At 72.0% G+C, this 14,967-nt stretch carries 18 protein-coding genes; 4 read left to right on the top strand and 14 right to left on the bottom strand.

Annotation, left to right across the window (positions count from 1 at the left end; translation table 11 throughout):
* Nucleotides 1-112 precede the first annotated feature (112 nt).
* From TMZ1T_RS09570 to TMZ1T_RS09550, 5 genes are read right to left on the bottom strand one after another with little or no spacing between them, the layout of a single operon-like run.
* Nucleotides 113-1,357: a sensor histidine kinase gene (locus tag TMZ1T_RS09570; protein ID WP_012585257.1), complete on the bottom strand. Its 1,245-nt coding sequence runs from the start codon at nucleotides 1,355-1,357 to the stop codon at nucleotides 113-115.
* 43 nt (nucleotides 1,358-1,400) lie between these two features.
* Nucleotides 1,401-2,069: a response regulator transcription factor gene (locus TMZ1T_RS09565; RefSeq protein ID WP_004305366.1), complete on the bottom strand. Its 669-nt coding sequence runs from the start codon at nucleotides 2,067-2,069 to the stop codon at nucleotides 1,401-1,403.
* A gap of 23 nt (nucleotides 2,070-2,092) precedes the next feature.
* Complete coding sequence (locus TMZ1T_RS09560; RefSeq protein ID WP_004305368.1) at nucleotides 2,093-3,010, bottom strand: cation diffusion facilitator family transporter; 918 nt, start codon at nucleotides 3,008-3,010, stop codon at nucleotides 2,093-2,095.
* Nucleotides 3,011-3,014: 4 nt separating this feature from the next.
* Nucleotides 3,015-3,467, bottom strand: coding sequence for a hypothetical protein (locus tag TMZ1T_RS09555; RefSeq protein ID WP_012585256.1), 453 nt, complete (start codon nucleotides 3,465-3,467; stop codon nucleotides 3,015-3,017).
* Nucleotides 3,468-3,515: 48 nt separating this feature from the next.
* On the bottom strand, nucleotides 3,516-3,704 hold the full coding sequence (locus TMZ1T_RS09550; RefSeq protein ID WP_041589642.1) for a hypothetical protein: 189 nt from the start codon (nucleotides 3,702-3,704) through the stop codon (nucleotides 3,516-3,518).
* Between TMZ1T_RS09550 and TMZ1T_RS09545 the strand changes: the two genes are divergently transcribed.
* The 4 genes from TMZ1T_RS09545 to TMZ1T_RS09530 all read left to right on the top strand — a co-directional run bounded on the left by TMZ1T_RS09545 (nucleotide 3,694) and on the right by TMZ1T_RS09530 (nucleotide 7,483).
* Nucleotides 3,694-5,034 (top strand): ferredoxin reductase family protein, encoded by a 1,341-nt coding sequence (locus TMZ1T_RS09545; protein WP_012585255.1) that lies wholly within the window; start codon nucleotides 3,694-3,696, stop codon nucleotides 5,032-5,034. The genes TMZ1T_RS09550 and TMZ1T_RS09545 overlap by 11 nt on opposite strands.
* A gap of 175 nt (nucleotides 5,035-5,209) precedes the next feature.
* Entirely contained in the window at nucleotides 5,210-5,626 is a 417-nt protein-coding gene (locus TMZ1T_RS09540; RefSeq protein ID WP_004305373.1) for a DUF1924 domain-containing protein, read from the top strand.
* Between the two features lie 21 nt (nucleotides 5,627-5,647).
* Nucleotides 5,648-6,139 carry a diheme cytochrome c gene (locus TMZ1T_RS09535; protein ID WP_004305375.1) on the top strand — a complete coding sequence of 164 codons (492 nt, stop codon included), beginning with the start codon at nucleotides 5,648-5,650 and terminating at the stop codon, nucleotides 6,137-6,139.
* Between the two features lie 15 nt (nucleotides 6,140-6,154).
* Entirely contained in the window at nucleotides 6,155-7,483 is a 1,329-nt protein-coding gene (locus TMZ1T_RS09530) for a ferredoxin reductase family protein (RefSeq protein ID WP_012585254.1), read from the top strand.
* On the opposite strand, the gene TMZ1T_RS09525 is transcribed toward TMZ1T_RS09530, so the two are convergent.
* From TMZ1T_RS09525 to TMZ1T_RS09485, 9 genes are all read right to left on the bottom strand, one after another.
* Nucleotides 7,480-7,944 carry a periplasmic heavy metal sensor gene (locus TMZ1T_RS09525; RefSeq protein ID WP_012585253.1) on the bottom strand — a complete coding sequence of 155 codons (465 nt, stop codon included), beginning with the start codon at nucleotides 7,942-7,944 and terminating at the stop codon, nucleotides 7,480-7,482. The two genes, TMZ1T_RS09530 and TMZ1T_RS09525, sit on opposite strands and share 4 nt — an antisense overlap.
* The gene (locus TMZ1T_RS09520; protein WP_261789190.1) at nucleotides 7,941-8,408 is read right to left on the bottom strand and encodes an anti-sigma factor; all 468 of its coding nucleotides are present in this window, start codon (nucleotides 8,406-8,408) and stop codon (nucleotides 7,941-7,943) included. Before TMZ1T_RS09520 ends, TMZ1T_RS09525 begins: the two co-directional genes overlap by 4 nt.
* A 64-nt stretch (nucleotides 8,409-8,472) precedes the next feature.
* A complete protein-coding gene (locus tag TMZ1T_RS09515) occupies nucleotides 8,473-9,069 on the bottom strand; it encodes an RNA polymerase sigma factor (protein WP_004305381.1) in 597 nt (198 codons plus the stop codon).
* 48 nt (nucleotides 9,070-9,117) lie between these two features.
* Nucleotides 9,118-9,615 (bottom strand): hypothetical protein, encoded by a 498-nt coding sequence (locus TMZ1T_RS09510; protein WP_004305383.1) that lies wholly within the window; start codon nucleotides 9,613-9,615, stop codon nucleotides 9,118-9,120.
* 157 nt (nucleotides 9,616-9,772) lie between these two features.
* Nucleotides 9,773-10,507, bottom strand: a complete 735-nt coding sequence (locus tag TMZ1T_RS09505) for an ABC transporter ATP-binding protein (RefSeq protein ID WP_012585251.1) — start codon at nucleotides 10,505-10,507, stop codon at nucleotides 9,773-9,775.
* Between the two features lies 1 nt (nucleotide 10,508).
* Nucleotides 10,509-11,714, bottom strand: coding sequence for an ABC transporter permease (locus TMZ1T_RS09500; protein WP_012585250.1), 1,206 nt, complete (start codon nucleotides 11,712-11,714; stop codon nucleotides 10,509-10,511).
* Nucleotides 11,711-12,865, bottom strand: coding sequence for an efflux RND transporter periplasmic adaptor subunit (locus TMZ1T_RS09495; protein WP_012585249.1), 1,155 nt, complete (start codon nucleotides 12,863-12,865; stop codon nucleotides 11,711-11,713). Before TMZ1T_RS09495 ends, TMZ1T_RS09500 begins: the two co-directional genes overlap by 4 nt.
* The gene (locus TMZ1T_RS09490; protein ID WP_012585248.1) at nucleotides 12,862-13,464 is read right to left on the bottom strand and encodes a TetR/AcrR family transcriptional regulator; all 603 of its coding nucleotides are present in this window, start codon (nucleotides 13,462-13,464) and stop codon (nucleotides 12,862-12,864) included. The genes TMZ1T_RS09495 and TMZ1T_RS09490 overlap by 4 nt, the downstream gene beginning before the upstream one ends.
* Before the next feature lie 123 nt (nucleotides 13,465-13,587).
* Complete coding sequence (locus tag TMZ1T_RS09485; RefSeq protein WP_012585247.1) at nucleotides 13,588-14,943, bottom strand: sensor histidine kinase; 1,356 nt, start codon at nucleotides 14,941-14,943, stop codon at nucleotides 13,588-13,590.
* Nucleotides 14,944-14,967 lie beyond the last annotated feature (24 nt).

Raw genomic sequence — 14,967 nt, 5'->3', positions numbered from 1 at the left:
ATCGCGCGGAGCCGGAAAGGATCGGCGCAATCTACCCAGGCGGGCGTGAGGAAAGCGTGATGCGGGTGTGAGGAAAGTGTGAGCGCGGGCAGCCGGAACCACGCCAGCCGCGCTATCTCGACGCGGGCCCGAAGTCGATCGTCAGGCAGGCGCCGCCGTCGGGCCGGTTGGCGGCGCGGGCCTCCCAGCCGCAGGCGGTGCAGATGTGCCGCACCAGCGCCAGGCCGAGGCCGTGTCCCGGCTTGGCCCCGCCGCGCCGGAAGCGCTCGAAGCAGCGCGCCGGGTCCTCGTCGCCGAAGCCGGGGCCACGATCGCACACCTCGAGGCGACGCCCTTCCAGCACCACCTCGATCGCGCGCCCCTCGCCATGACGCAGGGCGTTCTCCAGCAGGTTGCGCAGCACGAGCGCCAGCAGGCCGGGGTCGGCGACGAGCTCGGCCTGGGGGTCGACACGGATGCTGGGCGCTGCGGCCGCAGCGCCGGCCGGGTGCAAGCGCGTCCAGGCGTCGCGCACCGCCGCGCTCAGGTCGATCGGTTCGAGCACCTGCGGCCGCGCCTCGCGGGCGAGCAGCAGCAGGCTTTGGGCGAGCGTGGTGGTGCGGTCGGTGGTGGCGATGATGCGCTCGGCACGGCGGCGGGCCTTGTCGGACAGGACCGGATCGTTCAGCAGCATCTCGGCATCGCTTCGGATACCGGCGAGCGGGGTGCGCAGCTCGTGCGACAGATTGGCGTTGAAATCGCGCTCGCGCGCCAGCACGGCGGCCTGGCGCGCCTCGGCCCTGTCCAGCGCACGCGCCACCACGCGGAGCTCGGCCTCGAGTCCGTCCTCGGCGAAGGGCGTGCCGTCGCCCCCCTCCTCGACGCGCTCGGCCAGCGTCTCCAGCCCGCGCGTGAGCCGTGCGGCGATGGCGTAGACGAGGAGAAAGGACAAGGCGCTCAGCACCAGGCCGCCGATCACGACCGTGGCGACCACGGCCGACTCGCGCTTGCGATGCTCGGATTCGTCGTACACGAGCACGTAGCGCTGGCCATCGGCCTCTCGCACTGCAACGTGCAGCTCACGCCCGGCGGACCATTCCTCGTGATTGCCCACCGCGAGTCCGGCCAGCGCGGGGCTCAGCCCTTGCGGTGGCAGCGCACCCGGCGCGAAGCGGTAGAGCGTCATGTTCGGAGTCTGCGGCCCGATCAGGGTACCGAGGCGGCGGCTATGCTCGATGCTGTAGTGCAGCTGCTCCTCGAGTGTGCCGTCGATGAACTCCTCCTCCATCTCCTCGTTGAGCCGCACCAGGGCGAGCGACTGCGCCACGATGAGCACGACCAGCACGGCCGTGACCGACACCGCGATGCGGATCCGCATGCCGTCCGGCAGCCAACGCCGGCCGCCGCGGCGCGCGCCGCAGTCAGCGGCTGACGAGCTTGTAGCCGAGGCCATGGACATTCACCACCTGGGTGGATGCGTCGTCGCCGAGGGTGCGCCGCAGGGTGTGCAGCACACTGCGCAGGTTGTCGCTGCTGTCCTGCTCGTGCCCCCATACCGCGATCTCGAGCTCGCGGCGCGAGAACACGCGCTCGGGCTGGGCAAGCAGTTCGGCGACCAGGCGCAAGGGCTTCGGCGGCAGGGCGAGAAGACGGCCCTGCAGGCGCAGCTCCTGGGTCGCGGCCCTGAACTCCAGCGCGCCGTGGCGCAACACCGGGTCGGCCGGCCGCACGGCACTGCGCCGCGCCAGTGCCAGCAGGCGGACCTCGAGCTCCTGCAGCGCGAACGGCTTGACCAGGTAGTCGTCGCCGCCCGCCTCGAAGCCGAGCAGCTTGTCTTCGAGCGCGTCGCGCGCAGTCAGCACCAGGATCGGCATCGCACGTCCCTCGGCACGCAGCCGGCGTGCGAGCGCGAGCCCGTCGCCGTCGGGCAGGTTGCGGTCGAGCACCAGGGCGTCGAACGCGGTGCACGCGAGCAAGGCCGCAGCCGCCGCGATCGAGCCGGCATAGTCGCACTGGTGGCCGCGCGCCTCGAGGTACTCGTAGAGGTTCTCGGCGATCGTGCGGTCGTCTTCGATGATGAGCAGGTGCATCGGCGGGATGGGGTCTCGTTCGTCTATGGCCCTTCGTCGGGCACGCGGCCCAAGTCCACGCCCGCGCCCTGCGGGAGGTTCGGCGGGAGGGGCTCGAGGTGGGTCGAGAGGCGGGTGCCGGTGCGCTCGAGCACGATGCCCTCGAGTGCATCGGCCACCGCGTGGGCCTCGGCGACGGTCCACTCCCCGGGAACGCACAGCTCGACGTGGGCGAAGTGCAGCGCACCCGCGGCCCGCGTGGCGAGCCTGCCGTGGAAGCAGCCCGGCGGCGAGGCCTCGGCCAGGGTACGTTCGATCGCGGCCACCTCGGTCTCGGACAGCGCGCGGTCCATGAGGCCGTCGATCGAGCGCCGCATCAGCTCCCAGCCCTCGCGCAGGATGTTGAGCGCGACCGCACCGGCGACCACCGGGTCGAGCCAGCTCCAGCCGGTGGCGCCCGCGAGGCCGACACCGCAGACCACGCCCGCGGTGGTCCATACGTCGGCCATCAGGTGGCGCGCGTCGGCCTCGAGCGCGAGCGAGCGGTGCGCGCGACCGACCTGCAGCAGCACGCGCGCAACGAGAAAGTTGATCAGACTCGCGCCGACGGACAGCAAGGTGCCGAGCCCGAGGTCGCCGATCGCCTGCGGATGGAGCAGGCGTTCCCCGGCGGTGATCAGGATGATCAGCGCGGCGATGAAGATCAGCCCGCCCTCGAACGCGGCCGAGAAGTATTCGGCCTTGCCATGACCGTACTGGTGATCCTCGTCCGCCGGGCGCTGCGCGTAGGACACCATCCACAGCGCAAAACCCGCGCCCGCCAGGTTGACCACCGATTCGAGCGCATCCGACAGATAGCCGATCGAGCCGGTCAGCCACCAGGCGCCGGTCTTCATTGCGATGGTGCTCAGCGCTGCGGCGAGCGAGAGCAGCAGGGCCTGGCGCGGCGTGATCGAGGTCATCGGTTCAAAGTGCGGTGGGTCGAGTGGCGGAGCACCCCAGGGTCTCCAGGACGCGATTGTAGAGCCGTCGATCGTCCTCGAGGCGCTGCACCGCGAGCAGGCGGGCTTCGAGGTGGGTGGCGCCGCGCACCAGGACCAGGGCGTCACGCATGTCGCTCAACAACTCGCCAGCCTGCGCGCGCGGTGTCGCCGGCGTCGGCAGGCCGGCCTTCAAGGCATCGAGGTGGGCCTCCAGTGCCTGCGCCAGCGCCGGGTAGGGATCGGGCGCGTCCGCGTGTGCGGCGCCACTCGCGCGCGCCTCGCGCACATGGGCCGCGACTGCGTCGAGCTCCTGGTGCAGCGCCTGGCAGGCCTGCGGCGACAGCGCCGTCGGTTCGTCCCCGGCGGCGCGGGCGTGGGTAGCGATCCCGGCGGCAAGCGCCAGCAGCAGCGTCGGAATCAAGCTCTTGGTCATCATTGGAAAGGCTCCGTGGTCGGGACAACCCGCAGCATGGGGCCGCGATCCTTAACCGAACCTGAACGGCCAGCCCCAGAACGGCGTCGCCATTCGGTGCGCGGCGGCCTTGCGCGGCGACAAGGCGGGCCGCTGGCTTTTCGCGGATACTCGGCGCAGGTGGCGCTCCACGCGGCGTGCGGGCCGCGCCTTGCCGCGGGCGCCGAAATGCGATCCGAGGGAGAGCACGATGAAGAACATCCGATTTGCGTACGCGGGACTCCTGCTGCTGCTCAGCCTGCTGTGGTGGATGGCCGATCCGCTGCTGCCTGCCGGCTACGAATACTTCGCCCTGCGCACGGTGGCGATCAACTACACCGGCGTGATCGGCATCGGCGTCATGAGCGTGGGGATGATCCTGGCGCTGCGCCCGGTGCGGGTCGAGCCGCTGCTCGACGGGCTGGACAAGACCTATCGCCTGCACAAGTGGCTGGGCATCACCGGCCTGGTGTTCTCGGTCATCCACTGGCTGTGGGCGCAGGGCACCAAGTGGGCGGTGGGCTGGGGCTGGCTGGTCAAGCCCGAGCGGGGGCCGAAGCCGCCGCTCACCGACCCGGTCGAGAGCTTCTTCCGCGCACAGCGCGGCCTGGCGGAATCGGTCGGCGAGTGGGCCTTCTACGCGGCGGTGGTGCTGATCGTGATCGCGCTCGCCAAGCGCTTTCCGTACCGGCTGTTCTTCAAGACCCACCGCCTGCTGGCCCTCGCCTACCTGGCGCTGGTCTTCCACTCGGTGCTGCTGACGCCGTTCGCCTACTGGACGCAGCCGATGGGCATCGTGCTCGCCGTGCTGATGGCCGGCGGCAGCGTCGCCGCCGTGGTGTCCCTGTCCGGCCGTGTCGGCCACCGGCGCAAGGCGGTCGGCGAGATCGAGGAGCTGGTGCCCTTCCCCGACAACCGCGTGCTCAAGGTGGCGATCCGCTTCAAGGACCGCTGGCCGGGGCACGAGGCTGGCCAGTTCGCCTTCGTGACCTTCTCCAGGGACGAAGGCGCGCATCCCTTCACCATCTCCTCGGGCTGGAAGGAGGACGGCCGCCTGTTCTTCCTGATCAAGGGCATCGGCGACTACACCGCGCGCCTGCCCGAACTGCTCCGCGTCGGCGACCTCGTGACCGTCGAAGGCCCCTATGGCCGCTTCGATTTCGCCAGCGGCAGCACCAGCGGCAAGCGCCGCCAGATCTGGGTCGGCGGCGGCATCGGCATCACCCCCTTCATCGCCCGCATGAAGGCGCTCGCGGTGGAGCCCGACGGGCGCGAGGTCGATCTGTTCTACAGCACGGCCGAACCGGACCAGGGCTTCATCGCCCGCCTGCAGCGCGATGCGCAGGCGGCGGGGGTGAGGCTGCACGTGCTGGTGAGCGCGCGCGACGGCCGCCTCGACGTGGCGCGCATCTGCGACACCGTGCCGGGATGGGCCGAAGCCGACGTCTGGTTCTGCGGACCGGGCGGCTTCGGCCAGTCCCTGCGCGAGGGCTTCGTCGCCCGGGGCCTGCCGGCGGCCGACTTCCACCAGGAACTCTTCGACATGCGCTGAGCGCGGGCAGCGCGCGGGCGCATCGGCGCCCGCCCCCGCCGCTCCTTGGCGCACGCGCTTTCTCCGTTCAGGTTCGATTCAGTGGCGCGCTTGCACACTGGGCTCGCGATTCCGGACGACTGGCATCCGCGATGCCCGTCCGGTCGAGTCCTCAGCCCGGATCAAGGAACGAACCATGAACAGCCAATTCCGCGCGTTTGCGCTGCTGTGCGGCCTCGCCGCCAGTGCCGGGGCGCTCGCCGCCCCGAGCGCCGCCCTCCTGGAGCGCTACGCCGCCGAGGCGCGCGCCACCGACCCCGCCTTCGCCGGTTTTTCCGCCGCACGCGGCGAAGCCCTGCACCGCACCCGCCACGGCCTCGGCAAGCCCGACACGCCCGCCTGCACCTCCTGCCATGGCGAGAACGCGCGCTCAGCCGGCCAGACCCGCACCGGCAAGGCCATCGAGCCGATGGCGGTGTCGGTGTCGGCCACACGCTACGGCGACCCGGCGAAGGTCGAAAAATGGTTCAAGCGCAACTGCAACGAGGTGCTCGGCCGCGAGTGCAGCGCACGCGAGAAGGGCGACTGGCTCGCCTGGATGAGCACCCAGTAAGCGCCACCCCGGAGACCCGCCATGAAGACCCCCGCCCTTCGCCCCCTCACCCTCGGTGCCGCCGCGATCGCCGTGACCCTCATGCTGCTCGGCCGCGCCCAGGCCGGCGACGACGACTTCTATCCGCCGGTCACCGACCCGCTCACCGTGCAGGAGTGCGCGAGCTGCCACATCGCCTTCCCTGCGTCGATGCTGCCCGCGGCGTCGTGGACACGCATGATGGGCGAACTGGAGAATCATTTCGGCGACGACGCCAGCGTCGATGCCGACACCACCGCCGCGATCACCCGCTACCTCGTCGATCACGCCGGCGACGCGCGCGGGCAGCCGGGCAAGCTGCTGCGCGGCCTGCGCCCCGGCGATGCCCCCCTGCGCATCACCGAACTGCCGAAGTGGGTGCGCGAGCACGACGAGGTCCCGCGCTCCGAGTGGACCCGCAAGGACGTCGGCAGCAAGGCCAACTGCACCGCGTGCCACATCGACGCCGCGAAGGGCTACTTCGAGGACGACTGAAGGAGGGACCGGATCATGAAACGCTTTCTGTCCGCCTTCATCGCCCTGGTCGGCCTGGCCTGGGGCGTGGAAATGCTGTCGGCGACGGGCGCCGTCGCCAGCGCGCCGGGCAATCCCTGGGCGGTGCGCGAGCACGCGCTGACGCTCACCGGCCTGGGGTCCTTCGCGCTGATGTCGCTTGCGATGGTGCTCGCCACCCGTCCGGCCCGGCTGGAGCGTTTTTTCGGCGGCATGGACCGCATCTACCGTGTGCACAAATGGGCCGGCATCCTCGCGGTCGGCTTCGCGGTGCTGCACTGGCTGGTCGAGCTCTCCGACGACCTCATCAAGACGCTGTGGGGGCGCGAGGGGCGCCTGCCCAAGGATCACGGCGGCGGCCTGCTCGAAGCCATGCGCGACGTCGCCGAGGAGCTGGGCGAGTTCGCGATCTACGCGCTGCTGGCGATGCTGGTGCTGACGCTGTGGAAGCGCTTACCGTTCCGGATCTGGCGTTACGTTCACAAGGGGATGCCGGTGCTGTACCTGGCGCTCGCCTTCCATGCCGCCTTCCTCGCGCCGCTCGACTACTGGACGCAACCGGTCGGCGTGCTGCTGGCGGGCCTGATCGCCGCCGGCAGCGTCGCCAGCGTGCGGGTGCTGGCCGGGCGCATCGGCCAGGACCGCCGCGTCGGCGGCGTGGTGGAGTCGGTCCGCGACGCCGGCGCGGGCGTCACCGAGGTGGTCTGCCGGCTCGACGAGGGCTGGCGCGGACACCGGCCGGGGCAGTTCGCCTTCGCGACCTTCGATCGTCTGGAGGGCGCGCATCCCTTCACGATCGCCGGCGCCGACCGCGGCGACCGTCGGGTGCGCTTCCAGATCAAGGCACTGGGTGACTACACCCGCGGCCTCGCGCAGCGCCTGCAGCCGGGTCGGCCCATGCAGGTCGAAGGCCCCTATGGATGCTTCGATCTGCCGCAGTCGCTGGACGGGCGGGAGCAGATCTGGATCGCCGGCGGCATCGGCGTGACCCCCTTCCTCGCCTGGCTCGAGGCGCTGCAGGCGAGGCCGGAGCAGGCGCCCGACGTCGATTTCTACTACAGCGTGCGCGAGCATGCGACCGACCCCTTCGTCGCCCGCCTCCAGGCCTTGTGCGCAAACCTGCCCGCGGTGCGCCTGCACGTGATCAGCGGCGCCCGCAACGAGCGCCTCACCGCGGCGACGCTGCGCGACCGCCCGCGCGCGGGCGCGGCGCCGGAGATCTGGTTCTGCGGGCCGCGCGGCCTCGCCACCAGCCTGCGCAAGGGCTTGCGCGGCCTCGGCATGGGCGGCGCGAGCTTCCACCAGGAGGCGTTCGAGATGCGCTAGCGCGTCGGGCGCGCGTGCAGGTCCTCGACCGTGGTGCGTGCCGGCGGCTGGGCAAGGAGCAGGCCGAGCAGCTGCTGGCGCTGGCGCGCGTCGAGAATCTCGCGCTCGGCGATCAGCTGCTCGATGATCAGGCGCTGCTGGTCCTGCTGCAGCTCGGCGATCGCCGCGCGCGCGGTCTCGATGCGCAGCGGATCGATCGCCTCGGCAAAGAGGGCTTCGACGAGTGCCCGCCGATGCGCCTCCAACTGGCCGCTGGCAGCGTGGAACTGCTGCAGGAAGGGCGCTTCGACCGCGTCCCAGCGCGCGCGCTGCGCCTCGTCGAGTTCCAGGATGCGATGGAGGGGCGGCGCCGATGTCGAGGACGCCCCCGGCCCGAGCCGATCCAGCACCACGGCACCGAGCACGCCGACGTTGAGCGCGACCGACAGGAGCAGCGCCATTCCAGGCTTGGTGGTTTTCATCGCGCGTTCCCGCTTGCGCCGCAGGCCCCGGCCCGCGGACAGAGATTTCCCGGTGGGACGGAACCGAACACGCTCATGGCGGCCAGCGTCGTGTTCGCCGCAGGCGGCGACACCGGTTCCTCGAGCTCCATCAGCATCCCGCCCAGCCACAACCCGAGCCCGACGGCCGCAATGGATCCGGCAAACGGCGAGAAGGCGAAGCGCCAGGGCGTCGGCGGACGGATACGATCCATCCAGCGCACCCACCAGGGGCCCTGCCCGCGCTTGCGCGCGGCCGCCGGGGCGCCCGCCTGCAGGCGGTCGACAAGCTGCGCGGCCAGATCGACCTCGAGGCGGATCGCGGGTAGGGCCGCGAAGGCGTCGCTGAGGGCGCGCAATTCGGCGAGCCGGCGCGTGCAGCGCGGGCAGCCCGCGCAGTGCGCGAGCAGTCCGGCGCCGGCCTCGGAGGGCAGGGCCGCATCCACGAGCGCCGACAGCGCCTCGTCGGGAGGACACGGCCCGGGGGCACAAGATCCTGTGGGGCAAGAGCTATTCATGGGAGGCTCCGGTGTGCGGGTCGAAGTGTTCGAGCAAGGCGCTGCGTGCGCGTGCGAGCCGGGATTTCACCGTGCCCTCGGCAATGCCGAGGACGCTGGCCAGCTCGCCGTAGGCCAGGCCCTCGACCTCGCGCAGCAGCAGGATCTCGCGGTGCTCCGCGGCAAGCCGCTGCAGCGCCCGCTCCAGTTGCGCCTGGCGTTGTCGGCTGGCATAGCGGGCCTCCGGTCCCGGAGCGTCGTCGGCGACCTCGAGGCCTTCCTCCAGCGGCGCGAAGCGCACGAGCTGCCGGCGCCGCAACTGGTCGAGCGCGGCATTGCGCGCGATCTGCAGCAGCCAGGTGGAGAACGCCGCCTCGGGGCGCCAGTCGGGCAAGGCCTGCCAGGCCTTGACGAAGACGTCCTGGGTCAGCTCCATCGCCTCTTCGCGGGCATCGAGCATGCGGTGGAGGAAGCGGAACACGCGCTCCTGATGGCGGCGGACGAGCGCGCCGAAGGCGGCCACGTCGCCGGCGCGGGCGCGGGCGAGCTCGCGCACCTCACCCGTGTCCGCGCCCGCGTCCGCCCCGCTGCTCGGGCGCTCGCCGATCATGCGCGCGGGAGATCCGTCACCAGGCCTTCCTCCGCTGCCGCTGTCGAATCAGTGTCCGGTCTCCAGCCCTTTCCAGCCCGGGTGGTCGAAGTGCGCGGCGTAGTCGTCGAGGGTCTGTGCGAGGTGGACGACGCCCTCCTCCGGCTTCGTTCCGGCGGCGTGGCCGCCGATCACCTCGACGCCCTGGCCGAGCCTGCCGATGATCGCGTGCAGCACCTCGTCCGCCTCAGGCTTCAGCTTGCAGTTCTGCACGATGTAGGCGACCTGCCCTTCGACCCCTTCGGCCAGCGCACGATACTGCGCCGCATCGAAGCGCCCCGCATGCACCTGCGGGATGGCCCGCGCGAGCGCGTCGCGGATCGCCTCCATGCCGGTCCGGAGCGCGGCGTCGGTTTGCCATCTGGCCCCCTGGTCGAGCTGGAGGACCGCCGTGTGGGTGTCATGGCGATGGCTGTCGGCCGCCGTGGCGGGAGCGGCCGCAAGAAGGCCGGCGAGGATCGCGACGGCGCCGAAGGCGAGCAGACGGGGGGTGGAGCGGGATTGCATGTCGAAGAGGTCCTTTCGTGATGGTTTCGAGAGGGCGGAATCGCCTTCCTGGACAATGAAACGAAGCGCCGCGGAAAATGTTCCATGCCCCGGTGCAAGAACATTCCGTGCCGCCCGACCCCATCGCAGCGCGGCGGGGCGGCCCGCGCAGCGGTCCTCACGCGCTTTCGCGCACGAGCCGCCCCTCGCCCGCCTCCTCGTGCGTCACCCCGTCGCGGATGTGATAGATGCGCTTGAAGGTGGGAATGATCTTCTCGTCGTGGGTCACCACGATGATCGCGGTCTGGAACTGCGCCGCCATGTCGTTGAGGATGCGCACCACCGCCATCGCGCGCACGCTGTCGAGCGGCGCGGTAGGCTCGTCGGCGAGGATCACCGGCGGGCGGTTGACCAGGCCGCGGGCGATGGCGACGCGCTGCTGCTCGCCGCCCGACAGCTGCGCGGGCATGGCCGCGGCACGGTGCGAGATGTCGAGCGCGCTCAGCAATTCCTGCGCCCGCGCGCGCGCCGCGGCGTTCGGCACGCCGGCGAGCATGGGCAGCAGGGCGACGTTGTCGGTGACGTCGAGGAAGGGGATCAGGTAGGGCGCCTGGAACACGAAGCCGATGCGGTCGCGGCGCAGGGCGCGCAGGTCGCGCACCTTCCAGCCGTTGTCGAAGATGCACTCCTCGCCCAGGGTCATGCGCCCCGCCGTAGGGTCGATGACCGCACCGAGGCACTTCAGCAGCGTGCTCTTGCCCGAGCCCGAGGGGCCGATCAGGCCGACGACCTCGCCCGGGGCGACACGCATGTCCACGCCCTTCAAGGCATCCACTGCGGTGTCGCCCTTGCCGTAGCGCTTGGTGAGGCCTTCGATCAGGATGCCCTTGCCGGCGCGCGTCGGTCGGTCCATCTCAGCCTCCGATCGCTTCGGCCGGATCGACGCGCAGCGCGAGCCGGATCGACACCAGGCTGGCGAGCACGCAGATCGCCATCACCGCCGCGAAGCCCGCCACCGTGTCGGCGGGCACCAGCAGCACGTACTTGGGGAAGAAGGGCGCCGACCAGGTGGCGGCGATCTTGCCGACGACGAAGCCGATCAGCCCGAGCGCCACCGCCTGCTGCAGGATCATCGCGGCAATGGTCCGGTTGCGCGTGCCGATGAGCTTGAGCACCGCGATCTCGCGGATCTTGTCCATGGTCAGCGTGTAGATGATGAAGGCGACGATGGCCGCGCTCACCACCGCGAGGATGACCAGGAACATGCCGATCTGGCGCGCGGAGGTGGCGATCAGCTTGCCGACGAGGATGCCCTCCATCTGCGCCCGGGTGTACACGGTGAGGCGCTGCCAGCGCCGGATGGATTCGGCGACCTCGTCGGGCGCGTGGCCGGGCGCGAGCGTGAGCAGCACGGCATTCACATAGGGGTTGGTGCTCTGCGAGGCGAGCACCGCGTCGAGCAGGCCGGGCACGCCCGGGCGGTTGAGCGCCGGGTTGGCCGCAGTGCGGCGGCGACCCTGCAGGATGGCGTCGTTGTCCTTGAGGAACTGAGCCTCCTGCGCATCCTTGAGCGGGATGAACACCATCGGGTCGCCGGCCGAGGACACCATGCGCCGGGTCAGCCCGACCACGGTGTACTGGTTGCGCCGGATGCCCACGCGCTCGCCGAGGCGCAGGCCGCTGGCGACGTCGGCCACCGCCTCGTAATGCCCGCGCGTGATCTGCCGCCCCGCGACCAGATACGGCGGCCAGCCCGGCGTGGCCCCCGGCCGGCCGGCGGCGATGCCGACCACCATCGCGCGCACGTCCTCGCTGCCCTTGCGCACCTGCATGGTCAGGTAGGTGATGTTCGCCGCGCCCGCCACGCCACGCTGGCCGAGCAGGCTGCGGTAGAGGTCGTCGTGGACGCTGGACGACTCCGCATAGGGGCCGAGCGTGTCGCGCTGCACCACCCAGAGGTCGGCGCCGCTGTTGTCGAGCAAGGCCTTGCCGTCGTCGACCATGCCGCGATACACGCCCGCCATCACCAGCGTGACGCCGATCAGCAGCCCCAGGCCGACGCCGGTGAACACGAACTTGCCCCAGCCGTGCAGGATGTCGCGGCCGGCGAGGCTGATCATTTGCCCGCTCCGTCCAGTGCCGCGACGACCTCGGTGCGGCGGCCTGCGCGCAGCCCGGCCTCGCTATACACGACGATCTCGTCGCCCGCCGCCAGGCCCTCGCGCACCTGCACGCGCCCGTCGAGGTCGCTCGCGCCCAGCTTTAAGGGCACGAAGCGCAGACCGCCCTCCCCCGCGCGCCGCCACACCCCGACCGCACCCGCCTCGCGCCGCAGCGCGGCGTTGGGGATCACCGCCGCGGCGTGCAGCGGCGGCAGCGCCAGGGTGACCTCGGCCAGCTCGCCGAGCGGCGGCATCGGCTCGGGGAGCCGGTCGAAGACCACCTTGGCGAGCAGCTCCTCGGTCACCGCGTCGGCCTTCGGCTCCACGCGCAGCACCCGCCCGGCGAGCGCCTCGCCGCTGCGCGAGCGCAGCACGACGCGGGCCGGCAAGCCGGCGGCCAGGCCTCCGGCATTGACCTGGTCGAGGCGCAGGTCGACCCACAGGGTCGCCGGGTCGATCACTTCGAGCACCGCCTGGCCCGCCACGACCGTGGTGCCCGGCTCCACCTCGCGCAGCGTGACCACACCATCGACCGGCGCGACCAGGCGCAGGTTGGCGAGCTGAGCCTGCAGCGCGGCGCCTTCCGCGCGGGCGCGCGTGCGCTCCTCGCGCGCGGCGGCGAGGCCGGCCTCGGCGACCTCGAGCTCCTGGCGGCGGGTGAGCGCAAGCTCCTCGCTCGCGGCCTGCAGGCTGCCCAGCTTGTCGTAGCGCCGCGCCTGCGTGCGCGCGAAGCCCTGGCGCGCCTCGGCCTCGCGCATCGCCGCCTGCGCGCGCTCGAGCGCAGCCTCCTGGGCGCGGATGCGGTCGCCGAGATCCACCGCGTCCATCTCGCCGAGCACCTGCCCGACGCGCACACGCTCGCCCACCTGGACGTCGACGCGCTTGACCCGCCCAGCCGCCGTCGGGCCGATCCGGTAGACGTGGCGTGCCTCCACCGTGCCGATGCCGAACAGCGCCGGCGACACCACGCCCTCCTCCACCCGCGCCACCGTCACCTTGAGCGGGGCGAGCGGACCCGAGCGCATTGCCACGTTGGCGAACACGGCCAGCAGCGGAACGATCACCGCGACCAGCGCGAGCGTACGCGCCTTCATCCTGGGCAGGCTCATGTCGCGCTCCGGATCCCGGCCAGGTAGATGGCGAAGACGCGCGGCGCGTCCCGCCGTATCCGGAGCAGGTCGCCGGCGAGCATGGACTGCATGATCAGCCCCTGCAGGGTGCCGACGAAGAGGATCACCGCCGCATCGATGTCCAGCGCCGCCGACACCTCGCCTGCCGCCTTGCCGGCTTCGAGGCGGCCGCGGATGCGCTCGCCGTAGCGCTCGAGCAGCGCGCGCGCGAGCCGCTTCGCCGGCGTCGCCTCGGCACGCTGGAGCTCCCCGAACAGCATGCGCGGCACGCCCGGATGCTCGGCGACGAAGTCCGCATGGGCGAGGAAGATCGCCTGCAGCGCCGCGAGCGGCGACGCCGCCTGCGCCGCGGCACGGTCGACGCGCGCCAGCAGGCGCTCGGCGACCCACTCCATGACCGCCTCCCAGATCGCGTCCTTGCTCGGGAAGTGGCGAAACAGCGCGCCCTGCGTCAGCTTCATGTGGCTGGCGATCGCCGCGGTGGTGATCTCGCCGGGATCACGCTCGGCTGCCAGCTCGATCACCGCCTCGACGGTGACGGCCCGACGCGTCTCGGCGGGGAGGGGTTTGGCACGCACGGCAACGCTCTCTTTAGTGAGTAATTGCTTACTATCTTAGCTAAGGAAAGTCCTTCGGGAAACCCTTCTATTCGGATCACGACGCATCCGTAGCCGACGTAGGGGCGACCCGACGGGTCGCCCCTACACTGCCAGCGGCAGCTCGACGTCCACGCGCAGGCCGCCGAGCACGCTGCCGCGCCCGAAGCGGAGCGTGCCGCCGTACTGGGTGACGATGTCGCCGACGATCGCCAGGCCGAGGCCGTGGCCGGGGCGGGACTCGTCGGCGCGCAGGCCGGCGGTGCCGAGGCGCTCGAGCAGCTCGGGCGCCACGCCGGGGCCGTCGTCCTCCACGCTGAAGGCGAGCCGCGCCGTCCCCGCGTCGGGCGCCACAACCACCCGCACCCGCGCACGCGCCCACTTGCAGGCGTTGTCGAGCAGGTTGCCGAAGAGCTCCAGCATGTCCTCGCGATCCACCGGCCAGGTGCGCTCGTCCGCCTCCAGCTCGATGCGCAGGCCACGCCCGGCGTGCAGGCGCTGCAACACCTCGACCAGCGCGCCGAGCTGGGCGCGCAGCGCGAAGCCGGCGCCGCCCGCAGCGCCGCCGGCAAGGCGGGCACGGCGCAGCTCGCGCTCGATGGTCGCGCGCATGGTCTCGAGCTGGGTGCGGATCGCCGCCGCGCCCTCCCCGTCGCCACGCGCCGCAAGCGCGTCCGCGCTGTGGCCGAGCACCGCGAGCGGCGTCTTGAGGGCGTGGGAGAGGTTGCCGGCGGCGTGGCGGATGCGTCCGAGGCGCTGGGCCTGATGGCGCGACAGGCGCTCGACGGCGGCGAGCAGCGGGCGCACCTCGGCGGGCGCGTCGGCCTCGAACTGCACCGCCTCGCCGCGCTCCAGCCGCCGGCAGGCGTCCACCGCCTCGTCCAGCGGTGCCAGCCCGCGCAGCAGCACGCGCCGCTGCAGCACCAGCAGCACGAGCAGCGCCAGTCCGAGCACGGTCAGCGCCTGCGCGCGGAAGGCCGCGATCGCGGCATCGATCGCGGCGACGTCCTCGGCGAGCGCGATGCTCACCGCGCGGCCGTCGGCGCTGTCGGGGAAGCGCTTCGCGACCACCAGCAGCGCCTGCCCGGCAGGGCCGGCCAGGCGAGGCGACACAAGCCCCTCCGCCCCCTCCGGCAGGTCGAGGTCGGCGTCCCAGGTCGAGCGCGAACGCCACTGCCGATCGCCGAGGCGCACGAGGAAGTAATGCCCCGACAGCGGCAGGTCGTAGGCCGGCCCGGCCGCGCCCATCAGCGCGCTGTCCATCCCCGCCTCGCCGTCCTGGCGTGCGAGCGCGTCGAGCAGATGCACGTAGAGCAGGTCGGCGTCGTGGTCGAGGCGGGCGAGCACGTGCTCCTCGACCATGCGGCGCGGAAAGTCGCGCAGTGCGAAGGCCAGCAGGACGCCCGCGGCGAGCAGCACCAGGGCGAGCGTGAGCGAGAGGCGACGGCGGATCGAGTTCATCTTCCGGCCCGCCCCCGCGCACGC

The sequence above is a fragment of the Thauera aminoaromatica genome (assembly GCF_000021765.1).
Taxonomy (GTDB): Bacteria; Pseudomonadota; Gammaproteobacteria; order Burkholderiales; family Rhodocyclaceae; genus Thauera; species Thauera aminoaromatica.
The sequence above is the reverse complement of the archived record's forward strand: the minus strand, read 5'-3'. Positions and strand labels throughout refer to the sequence as shown.

Bases quoted from the DNA above. Each gene is read 5' to 3' on its own strand.
- TMZ1T_RS09570 (WP_012585257.1), bottom strand. From the start codon at position 1,357: ATGCGGATCCGCATCGCGGTGTCGGTCACGGCCGTGCTGGTCGTGCTC.
- TMZ1T_RS09565 (WP_004305366.1), bottom strand. From the start codon at position 2,069: ATGCACCTGCTCATCATCGAAGACGACCGCACGATCGCCGAGAACCTC.
- TMZ1T_RS09560 (WP_004305368.1), bottom strand. From the start codon at position 3,010: ATGACCTCGATCACGCCGCGCCAGGCCCTGCTGCTCTCGCTCGCCGCA.
- TMZ1T_RS09555 (WP_012585256.1), bottom strand. From the start codon at position 3,467: ATGATGACCAAGAGCTTGATTCCGACGCTGCTGCTGGCGCTTGCCGCC.
- TMZ1T_RS09545 (WP_012585255.1), top strand. From the start codon at position 3,694: ATGAAGAACATCCGATTTGCGTACGCGGGACTCCTGCTGCTGCTCAGC.
- TMZ1T_RS09550 (WP_041589642.1), bottom strand. From the start codon at position 3,704: ATGTTCTTCATCGTGCTCTCCCTCGGATCGCATTTCGGCGCCCGCGGC.
- TMZ1T_RS09540 (WP_004305373.1), top strand. From the start codon at position 5,210: ATGAACAGCCAATTCCGCGCGTTTGCGCTGCTGTGCGGCCTCGCCGCC.
- TMZ1T_RS09535 (WP_004305375.1), top strand. From the start codon at position 5,648: ATGAAGACCCCCGCCCTTCGCCCCCTCACCCTCGGTGCCGCCGCGATC.
- TMZ1T_RS09530 (WP_012585254.1), top strand. From the start codon at position 6,155: ATGAAACGCTTTCTGTCCGCCTTCATCGCCCTGGTCGGCCTGGCCTGG.
- TMZ1T_RS09525 (WP_012585253.1), bottom strand. From the start codon at position 7,944: ATGAAAACCACCAAGCCTGGAATGGCGCTGCTCCTGTCGGTCGCGCTC.
- TMZ1T_RS09515 (WP_004305381.1), bottom strand. From the start codon at position 9,069: ATGATCGGCGAGCGCCCGAGCAGCGGGGCGGACGCGGGCGCGGACACG.
- TMZ1T_RS09510 (WP_004305383.1), bottom strand. From the start codon at position 9,615: ATGCAATCCCGCTCCACCCCCCGTCTGCTCGCCTTCGGCGCCGTCGCG.
- TMZ1T_RS09505 (WP_012585251.1), bottom strand. From the start codon at position 10,507: ATGGACCGACCGACGCGCGCCGGCAAGGGCATCCTGATCGAAGGCCTC.
- TMZ1T_RS09500 (WP_012585250.1), bottom strand. From the start codon at position 11,714: ATGATCAGCCTCGCCGGCCGCGACATCCTGCACGGCTGGGGCAAGTTC.
- TMZ1T_RS09495 (WP_012585249.1), bottom strand. From the start codon at position 12,865: ATGAGCCTGCCCAGGATGAAGGCGCGTACGCTCGCGCTGGTCGCGGTG.
- TMZ1T_RS09485 (WP_012585247.1), bottom strand. From the start codon at position 14,943: ATGAACTCGATCCGCCGTCGCCTCTCGCTCACGCTCGCCCTGGTGCTG.